Source organism: Sphaerotilus montanus (assembly GCF_013410775.1).
GTDB classification, from domain to species: domain Bacteria; phylum Pseudomonadota; class Gammaproteobacteria; order Burkholderiales; family Burkholderiaceae_C; genus Sphaerotilus; species Sphaerotilus montanus.
Window position 1 is genome coordinate 3558152 of sequence record NZ_JACCFH010000001.1, and the last position, 23121, is coordinate 3581272.

27 protein-coding genes and 1 tRNA gene are annotated in these 23121 nt (G+C 67.1%); 9 read left to right on the top strand and 19 right to left on the bottom strand.

What is annotated here, in order from left to right:
* Positions 1-3 precede the first annotated feature (3 nt).
* From BDD16_RS16225 to BDD16_RS16290, 14 genes are read right to left on the bottom strand one after another with little or no spacing between them, the layout of a single operon-like run.
* Complete coding sequence (locus BDD16_RS16225; RefSeq protein WP_179634909.1) at positions 4-1218, bottom strand: Kae1-like domain-containing protein; 1215 nt, start codon at positions 1216-1218, stop codon at positions 4-6.
* Between the two features lie 2 nt (positions 1219-1220).
* Positions 1221-2111 carry a hydrogenase nickel incorporation protein HypB gene (hypB, locus tag BDD16_RS16230; RefSeq protein WP_179634910.1) on the bottom strand — a complete coding sequence of 297 codons (891 nt, stop codon included), beginning with the start codon at positions 2109-2111 and terminating at the stop codon, positions 1221-1223.
* Positions 2112-2131: 20 nt separating this feature from the next.
* The gene (locus BDD16_RS16235; protein ID WP_179634911.1) at positions 2132-2479 is read right to left on the bottom strand and encodes a hydrogenase maturation nickel metallochaperone HypA/HybF; all 348 of its coding nucleotides are present in this window, start codon (positions 2477-2479) and stop codon (positions 2132-2134) included.
* On the bottom strand, positions 2472-3584 hold the full coding sequence (locus tag BDD16_RS16240) for a hydrogenase formation protein (RefSeq protein ID WP_179634912.1): 1113 nt from the start codon (positions 3582-3584) through the stop codon (positions 2472-2474). Before BDD16_RS16240 ends, BDD16_RS16235 begins: the two co-directional genes overlap by 8 nt.
* Entirely contained in the window at positions 3581-4039 is a 459-nt protein-coding gene (gene hybE / locus BDD16_RS16245; RefSeq protein WP_179634913.1) for a [NiFe]-hydrogenase assembly chaperone HybE, read from the bottom strand. Before hybE ends, BDD16_RS16240 begins: the two co-directional genes overlap by 4 nt.
* Positions 4032-4277, bottom strand: a complete 246-nt coding sequence (locus BDD16_RS16250; protein WP_179634914.1) for a rubredoxin — start codon at positions 4275-4277, stop codon at positions 4032-4034. The genes hybE and BDD16_RS16250 overlap by 8 nt, the downstream gene beginning before the upstream one ends.
* Positions 4274-5203, bottom strand: a complete 930-nt coding sequence (locus tag BDD16_RS16255) for a hydrogenase expression/formation protein (protein ID WP_246332575.1) — start codon at positions 5201-5203, stop codon at positions 4274-4276. Before BDD16_RS16255 ends, BDD16_RS16250 begins: the two co-directional genes overlap by 4 nt.
* The gene (locus BDD16_RS16260; protein WP_246332576.1) at positions 5194-5676 is read right to left on the bottom strand and encodes a thioredoxin domain-containing protein; all 483 of its coding nucleotides are present in this window, start codon (positions 5674-5676) and stop codon (positions 5194-5196) included. Before BDD16_RS16260 ends, BDD16_RS16255 begins: the two co-directional genes overlap by 10 nt.
* Positions 5673-5987 carry a HypC/HybG/HupF family hydrogenase formation chaperone gene (locus BDD16_RS16265; RefSeq protein WP_310732867.1) on the bottom strand — a complete coding sequence of 105 codons (315 nt, stop codon included), beginning with the start codon at positions 5985-5987 and terminating at the stop codon, positions 5673-5675. The genes BDD16_RS16260 and BDD16_RS16265 overlap by 4 nt, the downstream gene beginning before the upstream one ends.
* Before the next feature lie 8 nt (positions 5988-5995).
* The gene (locus BDD16_RS16270) at positions 5996-6652 is read right to left on the bottom strand and encodes a HyaD/HybD family hydrogenase maturation endopeptidase (RefSeq protein ID WP_179634916.1); all 657 of its coding nucleotides are present in this window, start codon (positions 6650-6652) and stop codon (positions 5996-5998) included.
* 1 nt (position 6653) lies between these two features.
* Entirely contained in the window at positions 6654-7379 is a 726-nt protein-coding gene (cybH, locus tag BDD16_RS16275; RefSeq protein ID WP_179634917.1) for a Ni/Fe-hydrogenase, b-type cytochrome subunit, read from the bottom strand.
* Positions 7380-7390: 11 nt separating this feature from the next.
* Positions 7391-7969 carry a HupE/UreJ family protein gene (locus BDD16_RS16280; protein WP_179634918.1) on the bottom strand — a complete coding sequence of 193 codons (579 nt, stop codon included), beginning with the start codon at positions 7967-7969 and terminating at the stop codon, positions 7391-7393.
* Positions 7970-8004: 35 nt separating this feature from the next.
* Positions 8005-9861, bottom strand: a complete 1857-nt coding sequence (locus tag BDD16_RS16285; protein ID WP_179634919.1) for a nickel-dependent hydrogenase large subunit — start codon at positions 9859-9861, stop codon at positions 8005-8007.
* A gap of 38 nt (positions 9862-9899) precedes the next feature.
* On the bottom strand, positions 9900-10979 hold the full coding sequence (locus tag BDD16_RS16290; protein WP_179634920.1) for a hydrogenase small subunit: 1080 nt from the start codon (positions 10977-10979) through the stop codon (positions 9900-9902).
* Positions 10980-11486: 507 nt separating this feature from the next.
* Here BDD16_RS16290 and BDD16_RS16295 point away from each other — a divergent pair.
* The 3 genes from BDD16_RS16295 to BDD16_RS16305 all read left to right on the top strand — a co-directional run bounded on the left by BDD16_RS16295 (position 11487) and on the right by BDD16_RS16305 (position 13967).
* Positions 11487-12284: a restriction endonuclease gene (locus tag BDD16_RS16295; RefSeq protein WP_179634921.1), complete on the top strand. Its 798-nt coding sequence runs from the start codon at positions 11487-11489 to the stop codon at positions 12282-12284.
* Positions 12285-12451: 167 nt separating this feature from the next.
* The gene (locus tag BDD16_RS16300; RefSeq protein ID WP_179634922.1) at positions 12452-12607 is read left to right on the top strand and encodes a hypothetical protein; all 156 of its coding nucleotides are present in this window, start codon (positions 12452-12454) and stop codon (positions 12605-12607) included.
* A 172-nt stretch (positions 12608-12779) separates the two neighbouring features.
* Positions 12780-13967: a PilT/PilU family type 4a pilus ATPase gene (locus BDD16_RS16305; protein ID WP_179634923.1), complete on the top strand. Its 1188-nt coding sequence runs from the start codon at positions 12780-12782 to the stop codon at positions 13965-13967.
* Between the two features lie 15 nt (positions 13968-13982).
* On the opposite strand, the gene BDD16_RS16310 is transcribed toward BDD16_RS16305, so the two are convergent.
* Both BDD16_RS16310 and BDD16_RS16315 read right to left on the bottom strand, forming a co-directional pair.
* A complete protein-coding gene (locus tag BDD16_RS16310) occupies positions 13983-15344 on the bottom strand; it encodes a sensor histidine kinase (RefSeq protein ID WP_179634924.1) in 1362 nt (453 codons plus the stop codon).
* Between the two features lie 9 nt (positions 15345-15353).
* Complete coding sequence (locus BDD16_RS16315; RefSeq protein WP_179634925.1) at positions 15354-16826, bottom strand: nickel-dependent hydrogenase large subunit; 1473 nt, start codon at positions 16824-16826, stop codon at positions 15354-15356.
* 98 nt (positions 16827-16924) lie between these two features.
* On the opposite strand from BDD16_RS16315, the gene BDD16_RS16320 reads away from it, so the two are divergent.
* The 6 genes from BDD16_RS16320 (at position 16925) to BDD16_RS16345 (ending at position 20484) form a co-directional block, all read left to right on the top strand.
* The gene (locus BDD16_RS16320) at positions 16925-17296 is read left to right on the top strand and encodes a hypothetical protein (RefSeq protein ID WP_246332577.1); all 372 of its coding nucleotides are present in this window, start codon (positions 16925-16927) and stop codon (positions 17294-17296) included.
* 14 nt (positions 17297-17310) lie between these two features.
* A complete protein-coding gene (locus tag BDD16_RS16325; RefSeq protein ID WP_179634926.1) occupies positions 17311-17892 on the top strand; it encodes a DUF2242 domain-containing protein in 582 nt (193 codons plus the stop codon).
* A 63-nt stretch (positions 17893-17955) separates the two neighbouring features.
* Entirely contained in the window at positions 17956-18201 is a 246-nt protein-coding gene (locus tag BDD16_RS16330) for a hypothetical protein (RefSeq protein WP_179634927.1), read from the top strand.
* Between the two features lie 170 nt (positions 18202-18371).
* Positions 18372-19121, top strand: a complete 750-nt coding sequence (locus BDD16_RS16335; RefSeq protein ID WP_179634928.1) for a class I SAM-dependent methyltransferase — start codon at positions 18372-18374, stop codon at positions 19119-19121.
* Positions 19122-19149: 28 nt separating this feature from the next.
* Positions 19150-19410: a translation initiation factor IF-1 gene (infA, locus tag BDD16_RS16340; protein WP_179634929.1), complete on the top strand. Its 261-nt coding sequence runs from the start codon at positions 19150-19152 to the stop codon at positions 19408-19410.
* Positions 19411-19632: 222 nt separating this feature from the next.
* The gene (locus BDD16_RS16345) at positions 19633-20484 is read left to right on the top strand and encodes a family 16 glycosylhydrolase (protein ID WP_179636194.1); all 852 of its coding nucleotides are present in this window, start codon (positions 19633-19635) and stop codon (positions 20482-20484) included.
* Positions 20485-20638: 154 nt separating this feature from the next.
* Here BDD16_RS16345 and BDD16_RS16350 read toward each other — a convergent pair.
* From BDD16_RS16350 to BDD16_RS16360, 3 genes are all read right to left on the bottom strand, one after another.
* Positions 20639-20714: transfer RNA gene (locus tag BDD16_RS16350), tRNA-Ala, on the bottom strand.
* Positions 20715-20735: 21 nt separating this feature from the next.
* Positions 20736-21398: an electron transport complex subunit RsxB gene (gene rsxB, locus BDD16_RS16355; RefSeq protein ID WP_179634930.1), complete on the bottom strand. Its 663-nt coding sequence runs from the start codon at positions 21396-21398 to the stop codon at positions 20736-20738.
* 103 nt (positions 21399-21501) lie between these two features.
* Positions 21502-22839 (bottom strand): polyhydroxyalkanoate depolymerase, encoded by a 1338-nt coding sequence (locus BDD16_RS16360; protein WP_179634931.1) that lies wholly within the window; start codon positions 22837-22839, stop codon positions 21502-21504.
* Between the last annotated feature and the right edge of the window lie 282 nt (positions 22840-23121).

The window sequence follows — 23121 nt, forward strand, 5'->3', positions numbered from 1 at the left end:
GGATCAGGTCTCCGTCATGGTGGTTGTTGTGGATGTCGCGGTGGCGGTGGCGCCTTGGGTGGCCGCGGGGCGCGTACGGAGCTGCTGCACCGCCACCCAGGCCTGCCCGAGCGCCAGCCCGGCGTCGCCGCAGGACACGCCTTGCGGGCGATGCACCCGCAAGCCAGCCGCCGTCAGCCGCTCGGTCAGCCGCTGGCTCAGCAGCCGGTTGAAAAAACAGCCGCCCCCGAGGGCGACCGCGTGCAGACCGTCGCGGGTGGCCGCAGCAATCGTGGCGTCGGCCAGCGCATCGGCCAGCCCGACGTGGAACAGTGCCGCCCCCCGCCCGCGGGCGTCAGCGTCGTGGACATCCAGGGCCAGCAGCGCCTCCATCAGCGCCCAGATTCCCATCCCGTCATCCTCGCGAACGCGAGGACCCACCCCCGGAACCACCCCCGGATGCCACTCCAGCCACGCTGCCGCACACCGCTCCAGCGCGACCGCCGCCTCGGCTTCTTCTCGTTGCCGCACCGACAAGCCGAGCACCCCAGCCGCCGCGTCAAACCAGCGCCCCGCGCCCGTGCTGACCGGACAGTTCAAGCTACGCACCAGCATCGTTTTCACGCCCTGCGCCGCCGCCGCCCCGACCACCGGCGCCAGCCGTGGCCCGATCTCGTCACCGCGCCCCAGCGCATGCAGCACCGCCGCGACCAACCGCCACGGCTCCCGCGCCGCCACATCGCCACCGGGCAGCGCCAGCGGCGGCAGGTGCGCGAGCCGCTCGAACCCGCCGTCCATGTCCAGCCGCAGCAGCTCGCCGCCCCACGCCGTCCCGTCCGTGCCCAGCCCGACGCCGTCCAGCGCCAGTCCGAGCAGCGGCCCGTCCAGCCCCTTTTCGGCTTGCACCACCGCGAGGTGCGCGTGGTGGTGCTGCACGCCGATCGCCGGCACGCCGAGCCGATCGGCCCAGTGCAGCGCCAGCCGCGTGCTGTGGAAGTCCGGGTGCAGGTCGTGCGCGACGGCGTCGATCGGCCCGCGCGCGTCCCGCACCAGCGCCTCGACCGACGCCTCCAGCGCCGCGCAGGCGTCCGGCGTACCGAGGTCGCCATGCAGCGCCGACGCGGTGTAGCGATCCCCGTCGAGCAGCCCCGCCGTGTTCTTCAGCCACGCGCCGACAGCCAGCACCCGCCTCGCCGCGGGGCGTGGCAGGTGCAGCGGGGGCGGCGTGATCGCGGTCATGCTCACGCCGCCTGCGCTTCCTGCGCTTCCAGCAGCCAGTCCAGCCAGGCGTCCATGCCGACTCCGGTGCGCGCCGACAGCAGCAGCACCTCGATGCCCGGGTTCACCCGCTGCGCGTAGGCGATGCACTGCGCCACATCGAAATCGAGGTAGGGCAGCAGGTCGGTCTTGGTCAGCACCATCAGCCTGGCCGCCGCGAACATGTCCGGGTACTTGATCGGCTTGTCCTCGCCCTCGGTGACCGAGAGGATGGCGATCTTGGCGCGCTCGCCCAGATCCCACATCGCCGGGCAGACGAGGTTGCCGACGTTCTCGATCATCAGCAGCGAGGTCGGGGCGTGGTGATGGTGGTGACCGTGGTCATGGTCGTGCGTGTGACCGTGATCGTGTGCAGGGTCGTGGTCATGGTGGCTGTGCAGCGGCAGTCGCGCGAACGCCTCGGCGATCATCGGCGCGTCAAGGTGGCAGCCCTTGCCGGTGTTGACCTGGATCGCGGGGGCGCCGGTCGCGCGGATGCGGTCGGCGTCGTTCGAGGTCTGCTGGTCGCCCTCGATGACACCCAGCGGCAGGTCCGGCGCGCGGGCCTTCAGCGCCTCGATCGTCGCGCACAGCAGCGTCGTCTTGCCCGAACCGGGGCTGGAGACGAGGTTGTAGGCGACGACGCCGTGGCCGGCGAAGTGGGCGCGGTTGGCGTCGGCGATGCGCTGGTTGGCGCCGAGCACGTCGGCTTCGAGCTTGATGGCGCGTGCCTGGCTCATGCCGGGCACCGAGACGCGGGCCGGGCCGGCGCCGAAGTGCAGGTCGTTGCCCGTCGTCGCCGTGACCACCGGGGCGGTCGGGTGTTCATGCACCGCGCCGGGGGTGCCGGTGGAGCAGCCGCAGATGACGCACATGGGGAATTCCTTTCGTGGGTTCAGTCGTCGTGCACCAGCAGGTCCACGACACGCAGTTCGGTGCCGCCGGTCGGCTGCAGTTGAAAGCCGCCGCAGCGCGGGCAGGCGTCGGCGCGCGAGGTGATCTCGACCGTCTCGCAGCAGCGCAGGCACCACGCCGTGCCGGGCGGCTCGTCGATCAGGATCTCGGCGCCTTCCAGGCAGGTGCCCGGGATGCTGGCGTCCAGCGCGAACCGTAGCGCGCGCACCTCTACGCCGCTGAGCGCGCCCGCCTCCAGCCGCAACTGCGACACGCGGCGAAAGCCTTCGCGCTCGGCCGCGTCCTCGACCAGCCGCACGACGCCGCCCGCCAGACTGAGTTCATGCATGGCGCACCTCGAATTCGACACAGGGATCAAAGGCGACCGCGAGCAGCCGCGCCGCCGCGTCCCGCTGCGCCGGGTCGGTGTCCCGCAGCGCCGCGAGCGCGTGCGCCAGTGTGCCTGCGGGGTGGAAGTTCCATTCGGTCGGCGCGAGCACCTGCCAGGCCTGCACGCGCTGGCCGTCTGCGTCGAGCTGCACGCGGTGGACCAGCAGCCCGCGTGCCGTCTCGCACCAGGCCAGCCCGGCGCCGCGGCCCAGCGCGCAGGCACCGTGGTCCAGCCGGTCCGCGCCGTCCGGCGCACCCAGCCGCAGCACCTCGACCAGCCGCGCGACCAGCCGCAGCCACACCGTGCCGTCCAGCGGCGGGGTGCTGGCGTCGACGTCGGCGCGGCGGCTCCACGGTCCGGTGTCGGCGGGCTGGCCATGCCAGTGCGGGCGGGCACAGAAGGCCGGGTCGTCCGCCATCGCCTGTCCGAGCAGCGCCCAGTCGCTGGCGGCCGGCCGCAGCGACCGGCCCGGTGTGGCCAGCGTGCGCGCGGCCGGGCCGATCTGGTGCAGCAGCCGGACCAGTGCGCCGGGCGTGCCGAAGCGCACCGTCTGCTCCACCCAGCGCGTGGCCCAGCCGGTCGGATCGGCGTCGTGGCGCTGCAGCCAGTCGGCGGGGGTGTGGCCGAGCCACTTGTGGGCGAGCCAGACGGGCAGGGCCTCCAGCCGGTCGGCCGGGGGCAGGTCGTCGCGCCACAGCGGGCAGGTGCGCAGCAGCAGCGCGCCTTCGTCGCTGCGGCCGTCCTGGCGCAGCAGGCGCGGCCAGTCGTGGCCGATGCGCAGGATCTGCTCGCGGGCGGTGGCCAGGCGCAGGGTCTGGGCAGCCGCTGCCGGGTCGTCGGCCGGCTCGCCCCGGGCGGCGCGGATCGCGGCGATGGCGGTCAGCCGGTGGGCCGCGGCGCACAGCGTGAACACCGCGCCGAGCAGCGCCGGCATCTCGCCCGCGCGGCGGCCCGGCGCCAGGCGCGGCAGCAGGTCCGGGCGGGTGCTGTGGATCGCCGCCGGCGGGGCCACGCCGGGGCGCAGGTGCATGCGACCGGCCAGCGGTTCCGGGGCGAGTGTCATGCGCAGGCCTCGGCCGTGGTCGGCTGGCGCAGCAGGCGCAGCACCTCGCGCGCCGTGGCCACCGCGGCGGGCTGGTCGGCGAAGCCGAACATCGGCGAGAACAGCGAGGCCTGCTCGAAGGCCCCGATCGACGGCTCGTGCGCGCCGAGGAAGTCCAGCGGATGTGCGCCGTAGCGCCGCACGGCGGTGGCGCCGACCGGCAGCAGCCCGGCCGCAGCCGCGTCGGCCACCGGGGTGACAGGCAGGCGCAGCACGTTCATGAACCACGGCGTCACCAGCACGCCCATCAGCATGGGCAGCGCCACCGACGCGGACTTCGATCCCACCGCGACCGGTTCCCGCACGAACCCGACCGCCTGCACCGACAGCCCCGCGTGCAGCACCGGCACGCCGCGCATCCGCGTCGTGGCGATGCGGCGGAAGGTGGCCTCCAAGACCTCCAGCCGGTCAGCCATCACCGAGCACCATGAACTGTTCGGCCTCGCCGTCGCACTGCGGGCAGCGCCAGTGCGCAGGCAGGGCGGTGAAGGCCGTGCCGGGCGCGATCTGCCAGACCTCGTCGCCGACTGCCGGGTCGTAGACCCACCAGCAGATCTTGCATTCGAGCCGCGCGTCGGCTGGCAGCCGCGCCGCGTCGCCGAGGTAGCTGCCCTCGAAGCCCTGGAAGCCCGCGGCGCCGGTCGCCGTGCTCATGCCTGCTCCACCCACTGCAGCACCTCGACCAGCCGCTCGGCCGAATCCGCCAGGTCCTCCGGCGCGGCGCACGCCACCTCCGGCAGCCCGCAGACCTCGACCGCGTTCAGGATCACCGTGTCCTGCGAGTTGTAGTAGACGACGCGCCAGGTGTGGGCGGCGCAGGCGTTGGTGATGCGGCAGTTGCCGTAGCCGCGCGAGAGGATGACGATGCGGCCGGTGCCGAGCTGGTGGTCGATCCAGGCGATGTCCTCCAGCGTCACCGGCAGCAGCGTCAGGTTGACGACCTGCGGCGCATCGCCCGCGCGCCAGTGCTGGCGGTGCGCGGCCAGCTCGACCAGGATCGAGCCGGCGTTGAGCACGTTCGGCGGCAGCACCGCCGGCTCGGGTGGCACCGGCCGCGTGTCCTCGGCGGCGATGCGGTGCAGCAGCGCCGGGACCGCGCCGACCTCGATGGTGTCGAGCACGCGCCCGTCGTCGCAGCGCTCGATCACCCGCCAGACCCCGGCGAAGACCGACTCCTGGATCTGCGCCCGCGGCGCGCTGGGTGCGCGGCCCGGCTCGGCCAGCACCTGCGCGCTGACCTCGCCCTCGCCGAGCACCTGGTTGATGAGCGCCAGATCGGCCGCTGCCAGCCCGTCCAGCCGCACCGGCGCGACCGCCTCGCCGCGCAGCACCGCCTGCAGCCGCGCCAGCACCTCGTGCAGCGTGGACACGGCGCCCGCGTGGCCGGCGAGTTCCTCCGGCTCGGGCAGTGGCGGGGCGCGGAAGGTGCTCATGCCTTGGGGCATGGCGATGTAGTTCAGCGACTCGTCCTCGTCGCCGCTCTGGCTGCCGGGGCCGAGGGCGACGACCGGGATGGGGAAGGGCTTGATGTCGAAGGGCAGGGCCATGGCGATCGGTTCCGGTTCCAGGTTCAGTGGCATGCGCTGGCGCCAGCGGTGGCGCTGACGACGGGAATGCCGACGCCGGGCACGCGCGACGGCGCCGTCGCCAGGGCGGCCTGCACCTGGGCGACGTAGTCGGTCCAGTCGTGCATGCCGGGCAGGACGCTGACGTAGCGGCCCTCGCGCAGGAAGACCAGCGCCGGCCAGCGCAGCACGCCGTAGCGGCGGGCCAGCGCGTCCTCGTCCCCGCGGGCCGCGACGGCGATCCGGAAGCGGCCGCCGACGGCGCGCTGCAGCTCCGGCAGCACGACGGCCACGTCCAGCGCTTCCGGAAACCGCACCGGGTCGCCGCCGAGCAGCAGCACCCGGTCGCCTCCTTCGGCGGACCAGGCGTCCACGCTGTCGGGGGTGACGAGTCGGGCGTCGAACGCGCGGACGAGGCGGGCCACCAGCGGGTGCAGGTCGGTGGTGTCCGGGGACAGGGTGGTGGTGGGCATCGTCGTCATCGTCATGGGGTCTGTCCGGTCAGCGCGGCCAGCTGGGCCGCATCCATGGCCGACGGCAGCACGAAGGCCGCCGCGGTGTTCGTCAGTTCATGGCCCTGCATCGCCGCGGCGACCAGGTCCAGCGTGGCGTCGATCTCGGCGGCACGCTCGGGGCTGAGGCGTTCCTGCGCGCTGTCGAGGAAGACCAGCACCCACTCACCCGGCGCGCAGTCGCCGACCAGCGCGGTGTTGACGAGCCGCGACTCGCCCCGACCGTGCGCCCAGGCATGGCCGGCGGGCGTGTTGCGGCGCTCGGTGATGCACATCGGCAGTCCCATGCACATGCTCAGGCACTCCTCGGCATGAAACGTTCGTCGCCGACACGGCAGGCCTGTTCCGCCGCCGGCCGCCCCGCCTCGTAGGCGCCGAGCGACAGCGTCGGCACCGTCACCGACTCGTCGCCCGCCAGCGGTGCCTCGCGCGGCTGCGGCGCGGCACCCCATTCACGCAGCCGCTCGACAGCCAGCGCCACGGCGTCGTCCACCGCCAGCCGGATGCGCGGGCGCAGGCTGCCGCCGTAGTCCTCCAGCTCCTCGGGCTGGCAGCCGATCAGCAGCACCTGGCGCGGGTAGCGCTCGGTGAGCAGCGCCAGCATCAGCACCTCCTGGAAACCGGTCTGGTGCAGGCTCATCTTCTTGGCGCCCATGAAGCGCGGCACCTCGTCGTCCTCGATCAGCCGCATCGTGCCGGGCTCCAGCCCGTAGTCGATGGCGTCGAAGATCAGCAGCCGCTCGGCGCCCTGCACATGGTGGATCAGGTACAGGCCCTGCGTGCCGCCGTCGATCAGGTCGACGTGCGGCGCGAAGGACCACTGCTGCTGCAGCGCCTCGACGCAGCGCACGCCGAAGCCCTCGTCCGCCCACAGCACGTTGCCAATGCCGAGCACGACGATGGGACCGGCGGTGTCGGTGGTGCTGGTGGTGTCGTTCAGGGAGACGGTCATGTCAGTCCTTGAACGTGCGGTAGCCGGAGATCATCGTGCTGACGATGCTCTGGCGGCCCATGATGTCCTCGCGGATCGCGGCGTACACATGCAGCGTCACGAAGATCACCATGCCCCACATGCCCATGCGGTGCCAGGTGTGGACGTCCTGCGACTGGCCCATCAGCGGGATGACCCAGCCGAACAGCTGCTCCTGCCACGAGCCCATCTGCGCGCCTTCGCCGTACAGCGCGAAGCCGGTGCAGACCATGAACACCGAGAACAGGAAGAAGCCGCAGAACATCGCCAGCCGCGCCATCGGGTTGTGGCCGACGTACTGGTTGGGGCGCGGGGAGAGAAAGGCGTACCACTTGAGCATGCTGATCACCTCGCGCCAGTACGCGGGCGTGAACACCGGCAGCGTGAACAGCTCCCGGGCGTGGTGGTTGCCGACGAACGCCCAGTAGATCCGCCCCAGCAGCCCGACCGCGAACACGTAGCCCGCCGCGAAGTGCGCGAAGCGGATGTAGCCCATCAGGAAGTGGTCGCTGGCCTCGCCGGGCATCGTCGGCAGCGGCGCGCCGATGAAGTAGCCCGTGACGGCCAGCACGGTGATCGCCAGCGCGTTGACCCAGTGCCACAGGCGCACCGGAGCTTCGTAGACGTAGACCGACTGGATCGACTGGCCGTGGACGACGGCGTCGGTGTCGATGCCGGTGGCCGTCACGGCGGAGTGGTGGTTGCTCATGGCGAGCCCCTTCACACGCGGGTCAGCAGAACCAGGCCGGTCACGCCGACCCCCGCGCCGAGCAGCCGCCATGCCACGCCGTGCAGGCGCAGCATCGCGTGCCCCAGGCCCAGGCCGGCGCTGTGCAGCAGCGCGGTCGTGGCCAGGAAACCGAGCGCGTAGCCGACGAAGCCACCACCGGCGGGCAGTTCGGCGCCGTGGGCCAGCCCGTGCATCAACGCCGCCAGGCCCACCAGCACCAGGCCGCCGCGGGCTGGAATCCGCTGGGCGAACGCCAGCATCGCGCCGAAGACGACCACGCTCAGCGCGATCAACGCCTCGGTGCCCGGCAGCACCAGCCCGGCGGCGCCCGCCAGTGCGCCGGCCAGCAGCGCGGCCATGAAGGTGGCGGGCCCCGTGATCCGCTGACCGATCGGCAGCGCCGCCGCCGACCAGACGCCCACGGCGACCATCGCCAGCAGGTGGTCCAGGCCGAGCGGGTGCGCCAGCCCGGTGAGCAGCGTCTCGGTGCCGTGCCCCGTGTGGGCGCTGACGCTGGCGCTGGCGGTGAGCGCCGCGATGGTGCCCAGGGTGCGGAGGGTGTTGTTCATGGAAAGTCTCCTTGTTGGCGTGGGGGAGTGCAGGCTCAGCGCACCTTGACGGTGGTGAGTTCCTGGCCGTCCGGGCTCATGACGTGGGTCGAGCAGGCCAGGCAGGGGTCGAACGAGTGCAGCGTGCGCAGGATCTCGACCGGCTGCTCCGGGTTGACCATCGGCGTGTTCATCAGGCTGGCCTCGAAGGCGCCGATCTGGCCCTTGGCGTCGCGCGGCGAGCCGTTCCAGGTGGTCGGCACGACGCACTGGTAGTTCTCGATCTTGCCGTCCTTGATCTTGATCCAGTGGCCCAGCATCCCGCGCGGGGCGGCGACCGTGCCCACGCCCTTGGCCTCCTTCGGCCACGTGGCGGGATCCCACTTCTCGACGTTCGCCGTGGCGGTGTCGCCGGCCTTGAGGTTGCCGATGAGCTGCTTGAAGTCGTCGTACATCATCTCGGCGGCGTACTGGCTTTCCAGCGCGCGGGCCAGCGTGCGGCCGATGGTGGTGGGCAGCAGTTGCTTGAGCGTGTAGTTCGTTTCCGGCATGCCCAGCGCCTTCGGGATCGCGCTGTTGATCGCCACCGCGGCGCTGTCCACCTGCTCCTTGACGCGCTGGCAGAACTTGTTGCCCTTGCTGGCGTGCGCGTAGCCGAGGATGTAGCGCGACAGCGGCCCGACCTCCACCGCGTGGCCGCGCCAGCGCGGGGCCTTGATCCACGAATACTTGGCGCCTTCGTCGATGTGTTCGATGTTGGTGCGGGTGCCCTTGGTGTTGGCGCCGAGCTGGTAGTTCGGTTCGGTCACGCCGTCCCACGGGTGCAGGCCCTTGGTCTCGTCGCCGTACTTGTACCAACTGTGGGTGACGAACTCCTGCACCTGCTCCGGGTCGCGCGGGTCGATCGGCAGGATCTCGTCCCAGTTGCCGTTCAGGATCACGCCGCCGGGCAACTGGTGCGTGCTGAAGTCGTAGGGGACTTTCTCGTAGGTGCCGTAATCGGCCACGTTCGTCGCCGAGAGGCCGCCGCCGTGCAGCCAGCCGGCCTGCTTGTAGATCGTGCCGATGGCGAGCACGTCCGGGATGTAGACGTTGTTGTTGAACTCGATCATCTCCTTGATGCGCGCCTCGACGAAGTTCAGCCGCTCCATGTTGATCGGAGCGCCGGCCGCACCATTGCCGTCGATGTTGATCGCGCAGGGCACGCCGCCGACGAGGTAGTTCGGGTGCGGGTTCTTGCCGCCGAAGATGGTGTGGACCTTGACCCACTCCTTCTGCAGGTCGAGCGCTTCCAGGTAGTGCGTCACCGCCATCAGGTTCGCCTCGGGCGGCAGCACATACGCCTTCGAACCCCAGTAGCCGTTCATGAACGGGCCGAGCTGGCCCGCTTCGACGAACTTTTTCAGCCGGGTCTGGATGTCGCGGAAATAGCCCGGCGAGGACATCGGGTGCGACGGCGAGACCATCTGCTGCAGCGCGCTGGTCTGCTTCGGATCGGCCTTGAGCGCGGAGACGATGTCGACCCAGTCGAGCGCGTGCAGGTGGTAGAAGTGGACCGCGTGGTCGTGGACCTGCAGCGTCTTGGCCATCATTTCGCGGATCAGGTGCGCGTTCAGCGGGATCTTGATGCCGAGCGCGTCTTCCACGGCGCGCACGCTGGCCAGCGCGTGGCAGCCGGTGCAGACGCCGCAGATCCGCTCGACAAACGCCCAGGCGTCGCGCGGGTCGCGGCCCTTGAGGATGACTTCGAGGCCGCGCCACATCGTGCCGGTGGACACCGCGTTGCGGATGACGTTGTTGCTGTCGACGTTCACCTCGCAGCGCATGTGGCCTTCGATGCGGGTGACCGGGTCGACGACGATGCGCCGGCCGGTGTTGTCGAGCTGGAAGCCTTGGGTTTCGATGACGCCCATGATGTGTCTCTCTTCGTGTGTGGGGGAGGGGCGTGTGTTCAGGCCCGGGGTGCCGCGTCGTCGGGCTTGCTGGCCACGCGCTTGAGCACGGACACCGCCGCGTGCGCCGCGACCGCCGCGCCGACGACGCCGGCTGCCGTGCCGCCGATCTGGTCGGCCGTGCCTTCGACGCCGAACTGGTGGATCGTGGTCAGGCGGTCGTAGAACGAGCCCTTGTCCCAGAAGCCGTCCTCGCTGCAGCCGATGCAGCCGTGGCCGGCCTTGATCGGGAAGCTGGTGCCCTCGTTCCACTGCACGGTGGAGCAGGCGTTGTAGGTGGTCGGGCCCTTGCAGCCGACCTTGTAGAGGCAATACCCCTTGCGGGCGTACTCGTCGTCGAAGCTCTCGACGAACTGGCCGGCGTCGAAGTGCGGGCGGCGGTAGCACTTGTCGTGGATGCGCTGGCTGTAGAACATCTTCGGCCGGCCCTGGCGATCCAGTTCGGGGATCTTGTCGAAGGTCAGCATGTAGGTGATCACGCCGGTCATCACCTCGGCGATGGGCGGGCAGCCGGGCACCTTGATGATGGGCTTGTCGGTGATGACCTTGTGGATCGGGGTGGCCTGGGTCGGGTTCGGCTTGGCGGCCTGGACGCAGCCCCACGACGCGCACGAACCCCAGGCGATGATCATCTTGCAGTCTTTGGCGACGCGCTTGAGCTTCTCGATGAAGGGTTTGCCGGACTGGATGCAGAACATCCCGTCTTCATTGAGCGGCGGGTTGCCCTCGACGGCCAGGATGTAGTTGCCTTTGTACTTCTCGATGATCTCGTCGAGGATGGCCTCGGCCTGGTGCCCGGCGGCGGCCATCAGCGTGTCGTCGTAGTCGAGCGAGATCATCGACAGCACGACATCCTTGGCCAGCGGATGCGCCGAGCGGATGAACGACTCCGAGCAGCAGGTGCATTCCAGCCCGTGCAGCCACAGCACGGGGGTGCGCGGCTTGGTTTCCATCGCATGCGCGATCTGCGGCACGAACGCGGGGCCGAGGCCGAGCGACGTGGCGGTGAGCGAGCAGTATTTCAGCAGGCTGCGGCGCGAGATGCCCTGGCGCCGCATCACCTCGTAGAACGTTTCCATGTGGGGGTCTCCTCGGATCGATGGTGGAGACCAGACACAAGTCGCGTGCCTGCGCGGCGGCTTCTCCGGGAAAGTCCGGGAGGCGCACGCAAGTGCTTGTCAGCGTTGAACTATTCGTGATGGATTGACGGGGGTCAGGGAGGGATGGCTCAGGGGGTGGAAGGTCTGTATCCGGTGATCTGGTCATGATGGAAGGCCGTATTCCACTATGGCGAGCAAGGAAAAGACGGGGGCAGGTCCGTAGACGAAAAATTGCGCATTTGGTATGCTGTCGCCGAAAAAGTCAGCTTAACCCGGTACGCAAACATTTATATTTCCACGACGTTTTATGAGAATAAGTAACCAAAAAATCTATCTTGAGCTGCAATTTTTTGCTGAGGCAACACTGATCAGCAGTTGAAATGCTTTTGTGTCAAAAAGCATAATTTCGCATTTATTTTTAAGTTGCTTATTTTGTGTTGTTAACGTATTGTTTTGGCGCGTCTGTAGCCATCAAAAGAGAATTAAATGTACAAAGAAGATATTTATGAGATAACTCCTAATAATTGGGAGTGGTTTGCGCAAGATGTTTTATTCCATCTTGGTTTTTCAATTGCTGTGGGACCATCAGAAGGGGTTGACGATGGTTCTGATATGATTGCTGAACTAGATGGTAAACGGTATTTAGTGAGTTGTAAGCATAATTACAAAACGAGAAAAAACGTTGGGGTTCGTGAAGAGTGTGATATACAAGATCGGGTTGTGCAGCATGATTGCACTGGGTTTATTACTTTTTATTCAGTTGGCGCGACTTCCGGACTAAAAAGAAAGCTAATTGCGCTGAAAGATAAAGCATCTATTGATGTGATAGAGATTTATCTTGACAATGTAATGGATATAATACCAAGTATGCAGGGGTACATACTTCAAAAATATTTTAAACGTCCCCAAGAGATGGGGCGCAATTTATTGAGTCATACTGATTTTGAATATAAGCCTCTCTTCTGCATGAAATGCAAGCTCGATATTTTGAAAAAAGAGAATGTTCCTAGGTCACTTGTTGGCTTCTATGAAGATAGTGAAAAAATCATCCATTTGATATACGGGTGCAAGAAATGTGTAAATAAATATTGTAATGACCCATATTGGGCCGAGATTGGTCAAATCCGATATATTGAACAAATGTTGAGTTGGCGTGAAATTGTTGATGAGGTTGTATCTCGACCGGAAGTAAAGCTATCGGAGGATTTTTATAAATATTGGGCCTTCCTCCAGGAAGCAATTTTGCAAATTCAAGTTCCCCAAGGGTGGGGTCGTTGGTTATAAATAAATAATTTTTGAGTGGGTTTGTTGTGGTTTAATAAAATAAAACCTATAAATTCAGGGGTAGATTCAATGTGTAGTAAAAAATCAAATAAATTAGGCAGTTGGTATATCAGAATTTAGGAGAAATCTGACAAAAATTCTTCTGGATGCTAATAAAATCGGTCGCCGTGTTGAGTGCCGATAAAGCGATATTCTGTGTGATTTCGCCAGAGCTTTTCGAAGCGATCATGGAAGAAATCGCCGATCAGGATTCGTACAAAAATGTCCTGACCGGGTTGGCAGAAAAATCGAGCGCGGTCGAGGTTGATTTTGACGAACTGTGAAGCTCGTCAATTCCTTGGCATTCCACGAGTCCGTCCATTGAGGTGACTCGGCGCCGACACCGGAACACGCCGCTGTCCACCGCCTTATCCACCGATCCCAGATCTGACGCCGCTGGCAACCTTCCGGCTGCGCTGCGGCGGTGTGCCCCAGCCCCTCACGTGATGGAGCACCATGTCCGCCCTGACCGAAGACCAAGCCCGCACGTACATGCACAAGCTGCTGGCCGCGATGGTGCGCGCCGGTGGATCGGACCTGTTCATCGCCACCGACTTCCCGCCGAGCATCAAGTCGCACGGCAGCATGCAGCCGCTGACCGCGCAGAAGCTCAACGCGGACACCACGCGCCGCCTCGCCCAGTCGCTGATGAACGACACCCAGCGCCAGGAATTCGAGCGCGAGATGGAGTGCAACTTCGCCATCTCGATCCCTGGCGTGTCGCGTTTCCGGGTCAACGTCTACGTCCAGCAGCAGAGCGTGGGCATGGTGATCCGCACCATCGCGTCGGAAATCCCGAACATCGACAAGCTCAAGCTGCCGCCCAAGCTGAAGGACGTGGTGATGGACAAGCGCGGGCTGGTGCTGGTCGTTGGCGCCACCGGGTCGGGCAAGTCGACCACGCTGGCCGCGATGATCGACCACCGCAACCGCGAGTCCGCCGGCCACATCATCACCGTCGAAGACCCGGTGGAGTACGTCCACGCCTCGCGCAAGTCGCTGGTCACCCACCGCGAGGTGGGCGTGGACACCAAGTCGTGGCACCACGCGCTGAAGAACACGCTGCGCCAGGCGCCCGACGTGATCCTGATCGGCGAGATCCGCGACGCTGAAACCATGGAACACGCGATCGCCTTCGCCGAAACGGGCCACCTCTGCCTCGGCACGCTGCACGCCAACAGCGCCAGCCAGACCATCGAGCGGATCATCAACTTCTTCTCCGAGGAACGGCGCGCGCAACTGCTGATGGACCTGTCCGCCAACCTGCGCGCCATCGTCTCGCAGCGCCTGGTGCGGCGCGAGGATGGCAACGGCCGGGCCGCGGCCATCGAGATCCTGCTCAACACACCGAACATCGCCGACCGCATCTTCAAGGGCGAGTTCAACGAGATCAAATCGGTCATGGCCCGCTCGCGCGAACTGGGCATGTGTACCTTCGATGCGGCCCTGTACGAGCTGTACAACGAGGGCCTGATCAGCTTCGACGACGCGCTGCGCAATGCCGATTCCGCGAACGAGCTGCGCCTGCAGATCAAGCTCAAGAGCCACCGCGGCGAGCCGCCGACCTCGGCCTTCATGTCGCTGGACTTCGAGAAGGAGCCGGCGCCGGCCGAGCCTGAACCCGCGGCACCCGTGGGGCGTTGAAGATCCGCTTGCTGGTCACATCGCCGGCAGTTCCACCACGAACTCCGCCCCGCCATCGAGCCCGTTCCCCGCGAGCAGCCGCCCCCCGTGCTGCTCGACGATCCCGTAACTGATCGACAGCCCCAGCCCCGTTCCCTTGCCGACCGGCTTGGTCGTGAAGAAGGGGTCGAACAGCCGCCCCAGGTGCTCGTCCGCGATCCCCGGCCCGTTGTCGCGGAAGGTCAGCCGCGCGGTCGTGCCGTCGAGCGTGCCGGTGATCCACAGCGTCGGCGGCGAGGCCCCGCTGCTGCTGGCGGCGTCCCAGGCGTTCTGGATCAGGTTGAGCATCACCTGCAGCAACTGGCCCGCGCTGCCCTGGACCGTCGCGTCCGGGCCCGGTGACCAGCGCACGTCGAAGCTCGGCGCCGTGCCCTTGCGCACCCAGTGGATCGCCTGCTCGACCACCTCGTTGAGCGCGACCGCCCCTCGCTCGCCCCGGTCGGCTGCCGAGAAGCGCTTGAGGCCCTGCACGATGTCGGCGGTGCGCTGCGCCCCTTCGAGCGTGCCCTCCATCAGCGAGGGCAGGTCGGCCAGCAGGTGGTCGATGCGCAGTTGCCGCCGCATTGGCGCGAGGCTGTCCACGGGCGTGCCGGCATGGATCTCGCCGAGGTAGCGCCGCAGCCGCTCGGTGTAGCGCTGCAGCGCATGCACGTTGCCGAGCACGAAGCTGATCGGGTTGTTCAGCTCGTGCGCCACCCCCGCCACCAGCCGGCCGAGCGAGGCCATCTTCTCGGAGTGCAGGAGCTGCTGCTGCGTGCGCTTGAGCGCCTCGTGGGCTTCGCGCAACTGGTGGTAGGCGCGCTTGAGTTCGCCCATCGGCCGCCCGACAAAGACCAGCCCGACCCGCCGCCCGGTCGCGTCCAGCCGCGGCGTGCAGTTGAAGTCCACTGGCACCGGCTGCCCGGCGGCGTCGCGCAGCTCGACCTCGATCACCGTGCCGCCGCGCTGCAGCGCTGGCGTGCCCATCGCGTGGCGGATGCGCGCGACGCCGGCCTCGTCTGCCATCAGCGAGGTGACCGGCGCGCCGCGCAGCGCCGCGTCGCTGCGGCCGGTCAGCTCGCACAGGGCGGCGTTGGTCTCCTCGATCTCCCCCGCGCTGTTGCAGGCGACCAGCACGTCGCTCATCGCGGTCAGCAGGCTGAAGATGAACTGCTGCGACTGCTCCAGCTGGGCGTTCTTCTCCTCCAGCGCCACCTCGTCGGCGACGAGCTGGGAGTAGACCTCGTCCATCTTGTGGATCACGTCCATCCAGGCGCTGTCGTCCACGCCGTCCGGGCCGGGGGCGCCGTGTGCGGTGAAGTCGGGCAGGGCAGGTGGGGTGCGGGGGCGGTCTGGCATGGCGAAGGGTCAGTGCACGGTGCAGACCATGCAGGGATCAAAGGAGCGCACGATGTGCTGCACCGCCACCGGCGAGGTTTCCCCCGGCTGGACCGGCGCGCCTTCGAGCGCGGCTTCCAGCGCTCCCGGTGTGCCGGCGGCGTCGCGCGGCGAGAAGTTCCAGCTGGTCGGCGCGATGATCTGGTAGCTGGCGATGCGCCCGCCGCGCAGCCGCACCCAGTGGCCGAGCGCGCCGCGTGCTGCTTCGGTCAGGCCGACGCCCTCGCCGTCGTCCGGCAGCGGCGCCGTGTGGCAGAACGGCTCGCGCGGCACGATCTGCCCCAGCCAGCGCTCCATCATCGGCACCACCCGCGCCAGCTCCACCAGCCGCGCCAGCACGCGCGTGTGGACCGTGCCGCCGACCCGCGCCACGGCGTCGCGCACCAGCGGCTGTCCGTCGGTGAGCTGGCGGGCGAGGGCGCCGGTCTCGACCACCTCGCCGGCCAGCCGCGGCGCCTTGTTCCAGGTGTAGGCGCCGAGCTTGTCGGCGTCCGGCAACGTCAGGCCGCGCGACGGGTGGCGCACCGGCTCGCCCGCGCCGTCCAGCCAGGCGCGGGTCACGTCCTCGGTGATGCCCGCCAGGTCGAGCGGTGCCAGCCGACCCGTGTCGGCGCGCCACAGCCCGCGTGGAAAGGTCAGCGCGCCGTCCGGCCGTCGATACGCACCATGGCTGAGGTACCGCCCCGGCCCGGCGCCGAGCGTGTCCAGCCCGAGGTCCGCCGAAATCGTCAGGAACGCACGCAGGTCGCCGCCCATCGGGTCGCGGGCGTGCCAGTGCTGCAGCTCGGCTTCGCTGGACATCGCGGCCACGGCTTCCAGCGGCGCGCCGAACAGCGTGCGCTCCAGGAAGCTGCGGAACTCGCGCACCTTCGCCAGCAGCCGCAGCCGCTCCGCCGCGTCGATCGCCCGCGCCGAGCCGCCCGGCTCGATGCTGCCGGTGTGCGGCCACTTGCCGCCGAGCGTGCCGAGCAGCGTGAACCAGCGCTGGCGGGCGGCGGTGGCCTGGCGGTGGTGGTCGCCCGCGCCGTTCGGCGACAGCGCGGCGAAGCGGCGGCGGGCCTCGGCGTACCAGGGCCGCGCGGCGTAGACCTCGCGGGTGAAGTCCGGCAGGAAGAACAGGTAGAAGTGCGTCAGGTGGTCGGCCAGGTTCTCGCACGCGAGCATCAGGTTCGTCGCCAGCCGCCCGTTCGGCGGCGGCTCGATTCCGGCGAGGTCGGCCAGCGCCTGCGCCGCGGCCACCGACTGCGACACCGAGCAGATGCCGCAGATCCGCGGCACGATCACCAGCGCGTCGTGCGCCGGGCGGCCGACCAGGATCTGCTCGAAGCCGCGGTACATCGGCGCCGAGACCTCGGCCGAGCGCACCCGGCCGTCGGCGAGGTCGAGCCGGACTTCGAGGTCGCCCTCGACGCGGTTGAAGGGGCCGACGATCAGGCGTGACATGGACAGCGTTCCGTGCAGCAGTGCATGGTTTCATTGTGAGGGCAGGCACGGCCCGACGCTGTGGCATCATCCGGCGCCCTCAATTGAATCCTCTGCACATGGACCTGAAACTGCCCATCGTCATCATCGACGAGCTGTCCGACACGATCATCAAGTCCACCGGACTGCTGGACATGGCCAGCGGCGAGATCGGCAACGTCCGCTACGAGGACCATGATCTGGAGGCCGACGGTTTCCCGGCCCATGACGAGGACTACGAGTTCACGTCTGGTCTGCTGACCAATGGCAAGAAGGATGTCGAGTTCAGCATCACGGTCGACGTGATGGCCGCGCGCTATTCGGTCACGCCGAGCGAGTTGCTGGAGATCAAGAGCCGTGCGGCCAAGCTGTTCAGTGCCGCACCGGAGTCCGCCGCGCCGGAGAAGCCGGCGCCCAAGGCCAAGTCTGCCGGACGTCGCCCGGCCCGCTGACGCCACCTGGCCCCATGCCGGTGTCCGCCCGCTTCCGCCCGGCCTCGGCGCTGCTGCTGGTGGTCGCGGCGCTTCTGGGTGGTTGCGCCGGTTCGAACGGCACATCGAGCAAGACGGCGAACCGGGTCTACCTGGACGAGGCGTTCGCCACGACCGAGACGTTCTCGCGCGTCTTCACTTCCGGTGTCGCGGCGACCTGCGAAGCGGCCCGGCGGGCCCTGCTCAGCCAGGGCTATGTCATCACCTCGCCGGTCCGGGCCGATGCGGTCAACGGCCGCAAGAGCTTCCAGCCGGAATCCGAAGTCCACGTGCAGATCGAGTTCCACATCGTCTGCGTGCCGGAGGTGTCGCCCGGTCCGGCCACCGCGGGTGATCCGCCCTCGACGATCGCCTTCGTCAACGCGGTGCAGGACCGCTATTCCCTCAAGAAAAACCCCAACTCCGCCAGCCTGGGGGTCAGCGCGATCGGTTCGCTGTCGCTGCCGGTGTCCTCCAGCGACGATTCGCTGGTCAAGGTCGCCAGCGAGACCATCCCGGCCGGGGCGTTCTACGACCGCTTCTTCGGCCTGATCGAGCGGTACCTCGACGCACCATAGGGACCTTGCCCGCACTGGTCGGGCATGAATGGTGCTATTGTTCTCCAACGACTGGAGAGCTCCATGACCGGTTCACGCATCCCATCCGCCCAGACGCGGCGGGAACTGCAGGGAACGCACGCTGACGCGCTGCGGGCGGCGTTGCTGCCAACGGTCGAATTCCTGAACCGCCGCCGCGCCGACCTGATCGACACTGCGCTCATCGAGGACTATGTGGCGCTGAACTGGATGGAGTGGCACGGTGGCAGCCTGCGTCTCACCGTCACCGGGCGCAATGTGTGCGCGCAATTGGCCACGCGGGCAAAGTGACCGTCGGGTCTGCCGATTTGTCAAGATGGCGTTGCAAGAGTAAACTGCACAAAGGCGCTGCAAAGTCGGTTCGACTTTGCAGCGGTTTTGTTTTTGCGTCGCGCTAGCGCCCATTCACTGGCCGTGTCCCTGCTGGTCGGGTTCCGGCGGCCCCAGAGGACCCGCCTCGCATGCCCGGATACCTGCTCAAGCACGAGATCATCGAGGTGATCGGTGCTGCATCGCTCAACATTCGGTCGTTGCTGGATCGCCAGCAATTCGCCGATCCGCTGGGAGATGCGCAAGGGCTGGGCATTTCGTCGGCTGCGTGGCCATTGTTCGGGCTGGTCTGGCCGTCCGGGCTGCATCTGGCGGCGGCCATGGCGATCCGGCCGTTGCGGGTTGCCGAGCGCATTCTTGAAATCGGCTGTGGCCTTGGTCTGGCCAGTCTGGTGGCACATCGGCGCGGCGTTGATGTCACGGCAAGCGACTGTCATCCACTGGCTGGCAGCTTTCTGCGCGAGAATCTGAGATTGAACGAGTTGCCACCGATGCCGTATTGCCACGGGCATTGGGGCGCGCAGGAGGCGTCGATGGAGGACCTGCAGGTGGATACCCACCAGGCAGTCTTCGGTCCGAAGGTCAAGGGACTGTTCGACCTGATCATCGGCAGCGACGTGCTCTACGAGCGGGACGATGCAGGGGTGTTGTCGTCCTTCATCGGCCGCCACGGGGCTCCTGTGTGCGAGGTGATGATCATTGATCCCAACCGTGGCAACCGATCGCCGTTTCACCGCCGCATGGCGGCGATGGGTTACACGCTGAACGAGACACCGATCCGCCGGCCCCAGTCGGTGGAGGACAGTCCGTACAGCGGCCGATTGCTGCATTACCGCCGAGTCGCATCGGCAGCGGGTTCGCCATGCGGGTCCGCGTCTTGAATTTCATCCATTTCACAGGAGGCCCCGTTTGGCCAAAGAAGAACTGATCGCCATGAATGGCAGCGTCACTGAAGTGCTCCCCGACTCGCGTTTCCGCGTGACGCTGGAGAACGGCCATCAACTGATCGCCTACACCTCCGGCAAGATGCGCAAGCACCACATCCGCATTCTGGCTGGTGACGCGGTGTCGCTGGAACTGTCGCCTTACGACATGACGAAGGGCCGCATCACCTTCCGTCACATCGAGCGTCGCGGCCCTGCTCCGTCGCACGGCGGCGCACGCCGCTAACACACGCAGCGACTCCCTGTTGTGGGGAGATGAGAGGGAGAACGCCGCCGAGTCGGCTGTTCGTCAGGTGAATTTTTCACATTAGGCTGGCCTGATGCCGGGCAAGTGTGTTGAAGTCCCCGTTTGAGGGGGTGTGGAGCGGGCTTGCAATGCCTAGTCTCCGGGTCATGAACACGGTCTGATTTTTCAGATTGGTCGAATTAACCCAGATTGCACCCACTCATGTCCGCTTATCTCCGCCCTCTCAAGTCGCTGACACTGGCACTGGCGCTGCTGCCGATCTCCGGTCTGGTCCATGCTGCGGGCACGTCGTTTGCTGACGGACTCGACAGCCAGGACGCGGGCCGCTGGACCCGCTCGAATGATGTGTTTGCCGGCGAGCCGGTGAGCAACAGCTGGCGAGCGGACCACATCGCCTATGCGAGCGGCCAGATGCAATTGCGTCTGAACACGGCCCCGTGTTCGATGGCGCCGGAGCAGTGCGGGGGTCGTTCGTCCGCGTCTGGCCAGTTGGTCAGTACCGACACCTACGGTCTGGGCCGCTACACGGCGGTGCTGCAGGCAGCGGCCGGACAGGGCGTGGTCACCGACTTCATGAAGTACACCGGCTCCCTGGTGGGTGCGCCGACCGATCTGGTCGGCATGCACATCCAGGGTCAGGATCCGACCCGGCTGCAGGTCAGCTACGTCCAGGCGGGCGTCGGCGCGCAGTACCAGACCATCAGCCTGGGGTTTGACGCCTCGGCCGGCCTGCACACCTACGCATTCGACACGAGTGCGGGTGCGCTGCGCTGGTATGTCGACAACAGCGAAGTCTTCAGCGTGGCCAGCGGCTCGCTGCCGATGGCCGACGGGTACATCGTCAGCGACGTCTGGGCGGCCAGCCCGAGTGTCGCCCCCCTGTTCGGCACCTATGCCGGCACGCCCACCCGTGCGTACTTCGACAGCATTGCATTCGAAGCCGCCGTGACGCCGGTTCCCGAGCCGGCTTCAGCCCTGCTGATGAGCGCTGGCGCTGGTCTGCTTGCCTGGCGCCGCCGGCGCGCGGACCGTGTCGTGGCCTGCACGGCCTGACGACCACAGACTCCGAACGGCGAGGATCCGCTGGTCCTTGCCGCAGTGGCCGCAGCCTTCCACAGGCAACAAAAAAGCCCTTGAGCGTGATTCTCAGGGGCTTTTTTCTGGTGCCGGCCACCTCTTTCGGGCGGACTGGACTGGTTTGTTGTGGTGGTGGAGAGGAGGAGGATCGAACTCCCGACCTTCGCATTGCGAACGCGACGCTCTCCCAGCTGAGCTACCCCCCCGACACAACGACAGAAACTATATCACGACTTCGCGACGCGTTGCGCGCGGGCCTTGGCCAGTGCGGCTTCGATGATCTGGCGTTTGCGGTCCAGTTCACCAGGTACCTCGGCCTGCTTTGTCAGCGTCTCCAGATGCTCCAGCTTGTGGGCCGCCTTGGCTTCGAGCTGCGCTGCGTGCTGGAGTCCGGTCCGGCTGCGGCGTTCGTTCCGATCTAGGTACCGGGTGCGAGCCTCCTTGGCCTGGGTATCGGTCCAGGCCAGCCAGCCGGTCCGGCCGGGTGTGGTGACTTCCAGCGAGATGCAGTCCACGGGGCAGGCCGGCAGGCACAGTTCGCAGCCCGTGCACCGGGACTCGATGACCGTGTGCATCTGCTTGTGCGTGCCGACGATGCAGTCGACCGGACAGGCCTTGATGCACAGGGTACAGCCGATGCACCAGCGTTCGTCGATCACGGCCACGGTCAGCGGGCCTTCCACGCCGCAGGAGGTGTCCAGCGGCAGAGCCGCACGACCCGTCACCGCCGCCAGCCGGACCACCCCTTCCGTGCCGCCGGGAGGGCAGCGGTTGATCTCGGTCTGGCCCGTGGCGATGGCCTCGGCATAGGTGCGGCAGTCGGGATAGCCGCAGCGGGTGCACTGGGTCTGCGGCAGCAAGGCGTCGATCTGGTCGGCGAGAGTGGGCATGGTGAGGTGAAGGGCGCCCGGTGTCGCAGACGCAATGAAAAACGGGGCCGGTTGGTCACCGGCCCCGCATTGTGTCGCAGCGCGGAAACCGCGCGCGGAGAGATCAGCTCGTCGCCGTGGACTTCTTGCCCTTGGCCGGAGCGGCAGTGGCAGGTGCAGCGGCCGCTGCTGCGGCGACCGCCGGCGCGGCGGTCTGCGCAGGCTGCTGGTGCTGCAGGATGAACTTGCGCACTTCCGGGTAGGCCATCTCGCGCCAGCGGCGGCCGGAGAAGATGCCGTAGTGACCGGCACCCTGCACCAGGTAGTGCTGGCGTCGGTCCGCCGGAATGCCGCTGCACAGGCCTTGCGCGGCTTCGGTCTGGCCGGCGCCGGAGATGTCGTCCAGCTCACCCTCGACCGTCAGCAGCGCGGTGGTGGTGATGTCCTGCGGACGGACCAGTTCGCCCTTGATGTTCCAGGTGCCGTAGACCAGCGAGAAGTCCTGGAACACGGTCTTGATGGTCTCGAGGTAGTAGTCCGCGTCCATGTCGAGCACGGCGTTGTACTCGTCGTAGAACTGGCGGTGCGACTCGGCGCTGTCGTCATCGCCGCGCACCAGATCCAGGAAGTAGTCCCAGTGCGAGTTGGCGTGGCGGTCCGGGTTCATCGCGACGAAACCGGTGTGCTGCATGAAACCGGGGTAGACACGGCGACCGGCGCCCGGGAAGTTCTGCGGCACCCGGTAGATCACGTTCTGCTCGAACCACTCGTGCGTGCGGTTCATCGCCAGATTGTTCACTGCCGTGGGGCTCTTGCGGGCGTCGATCGGGCCACCCATCATCGTCATCGTGCGGGGCGTGAACTCGCCGCGTGACGCCAGCAGCGAGATGGCGGCCAGCACCGGCACCGTCGGCTGGCACACCGAGATCACGTTGACCTCCGGGCCGAGCAGGCGGATGAAGTCCTGCACGTAGCCGATGTAGTCGGCCAGGTGGAACTCGCCAGCGCTCAGCGGCACCATGCGCGCATCGACCCAGTCGGTGATGTAGACCTTGTGGTCCTGCAGCAGCGTGCGCACGGTATCGCGCAGCAGCGTGGAGTGGTGACCGGACAGCGGCGCAACCACCAGCACGACCGGCTGTGCGCGCATGCGCTCCAGCATCTGCGCGTTGTCGGTGTAGCGCTTGAAGCGCAGCAGACGGCAGAAGTGCTTGGACTCGATCACCTGCTCCTGCACCGCCACATCGATGCCATCGACCCGGACCGAGTTGATGCCGAAGGCCGGCTTTTCATACTCCTTCGTCAGGCGGTGCATCAGGTCGAAGCCGGCAGCCATCCGTTGCGAACCGGGGGCCTGGGCGAAGGGCGACAGCGGGTGGCTGTACAGCTTGCCGGTGGCGCTGGCGAATTCGGCAAACGGACTGAGCAACGCGCGTTGGGTTTCGTAGAGTTGATAAAGCATTGCGATTCCTCGGACTACCGGAGAGCTGCGTCACCGGGTGGGGTGGCGGGCGAATATGTTGCAGTGCAGCATTGTATGCCTGCGCTGCTTTTCCGGAAGGATGAATCGCAAGAGACCGGGAATCAAGCAGGCAAATCCCCAAGATCGGAACCACCTGTGGCCTGCTGCGCAGAGATCTGAAATCTCCGTGTCAGGAACATTCCCGGAACTGTTCCAAAAGGAAGCAACGGGCCCGCCATGGCGGCAGGCCTGTTGCCTCGGTACTACATGGTTTTGGGCCAT

Bases quoted from the DNA above. Each gene is read 5' to 3' on its own strand.
- BDD16_RS16265 (WP_310732867.1), bottom strand. From the start codon at position 5,987: ATGGGACTGCCGATGTGCATCACCGAGCGCCGCAACACGCCCGCCGGC.
- BDD16_RS16280 (WP_179634918.1), bottom strand. From the start codon at position 7,969: ATGAACAACACCCTCCGCACCCTGGGCACCATCGCGGCGCTCACCGCC.
- BDD16_RS16320 (WP_246332577.1), top strand. From the start codon at position 16,925: ATGGACCTGAAACTGCCCATCGTCATCATCGACGAGCTGTCCGACACG.
- BDD16_RS16305 (WP_179634923.1), top strand. From the start codon at position 12,780: ATGTCCGCCCTGACCGAAGACCAAGCCCGCACGTACATGCACAAGCTG.
- BDD16_RS16290 (WP_179634920.1), bottom strand. From the start codon at position 10,979: ATGGAAACGTTCTACGAGGTGATGCGGCGCCAGGGCATCTCGCGCCGC.
- BDD16_RS16335 (WP_179634928.1), top strand. From the start codon at position 18,372: ATGCCCGGATACCTGCTCAAGCACGAGATCATCGAGGTGATCGGTGCT.
- BDD16_RS16235 (WP_179634911.1), bottom strand. From the start codon at position 2,479: ATGCATGAACTCAGTCTGGCGGGCGGCGTCGTGCGGCTGGTCGAGGAC.
- BDD16_RS16330 (WP_179634927.1), top strand. From the start codon at position 17,956: ATGACCGGTTCACGCATCCCATCCGCCCAGACGCGGCGGGAACTGCAG.
- BDD16_RS16285 (WP_179634919.1), bottom strand. From the start codon at position 9,861: ATGGGCGTCATCGAAACCCAAGGCTTCCAGCTCGACAACACCGGCCGG.
- BDD16_RS16250 (WP_179634914.1), bottom strand. From the start codon at position 4,277: ATGAGCACGGCGACCGGCGCCGCGGGCTTCCAGGGCTTCGAGGGCAGC.
- BDD16_RS16260 (WP_246332576.1), bottom strand. From the start codon at position 5,676: ATGACGATGACGACGATGCCCACCACCACCCTGTCCCCGGACACCACC.
- hypB (WP_179634910.1), bottom strand. From the start codon at position 2,111: ATGTGCGTCATCTGCGGCTGCTCCACCGGCACCCCCGGCGCGGTGCAT.
- BDD16_RS16295 (WP_179634921.1), top strand. From the start codon at position 11,487: ATGTACAAAGAAGATATTTATGAGATAACTCCTAATAATTGGGAGTGG.
- BDD16_RS16270 (WP_179634916.1), bottom strand. From the start codon at position 6,652: ATGACCGTCTCCCTGAACGACACCACCAGCACCACCGACACCGCCGGT.
- BDD16_RS16345 (WP_179636194.1), top strand. From the start codon at position 19,633: ATGTCCGCTTATCTCCGCCCTCTCAAGTCGCTGACACTGGCACTGGCG.
- BDD16_RS16360 (WP_179634931.1), bottom strand. From the start codon at position 22,839: ATGCTTTATCAACTCTACGAAACCCAACGCGCGTTGCTCAGTCCGTTT.
- BDD16_RS16225 (WP_179634909.1), bottom strand. From the start codon at position 1,218: ATGACCGCGATCACGCCGCCCCCGCTGCACCTGCCACGCCCCGCGGCG.
- BDD16_RS16240 (WP_179634912.1), bottom strand. From the start codon at position 3,584: ATGACACTCGCCCCGGAACCGCTGGCCGGTCGCATGCACCTGCGCCCC.
- BDD16_RS16255 (WP_246332575.1), bottom strand. From the start codon at position 5,203: ATGCCACTGAACCTGGAACCGGAACCGATCGCCATGGCCCTGCCCTTC.
- BDD16_RS16315 (WP_179634925.1), bottom strand. From the start codon at position 16,826: ATGTCACGCCTGATCGTCGGCCCCTTCAACCGCGTCGAGGGCGACCTC.
- BDD16_RS16325 (WP_179634926.1), top strand. From the start codon at position 17,311: ATGCCGGTGTCCGCCCGCTTCCGCCCGGCCTCGGCGCTGCTGCTGGTG.
- hybE (WP_179634913.1), bottom strand. From the start codon at position 4,039: ATGGCTGACCGGCTGGAGGTCTTGGAGGCCACCTTCCGCCGCATCGCC.
- rsxB (WP_179634930.1), bottom strand. From the start codon at position 21,398: ATGCCCACTCTCGCCGACCAGATCGACGCCTTGCTGCCGCAGACCCAG.
- BDD16_RS16310 (WP_179634924.1), bottom strand. From the start codon at position 15,344: ATGCCAGACCGCCCCCGCACCCCACCTGCCCTGCCCGACTTCACCGCA.
- cybH (WP_179634917.1), bottom strand. From the start codon at position 7,379: ATGAGCAACCACCACTCCGCCGTGACGGCCACCGGCATCGACACCGAC.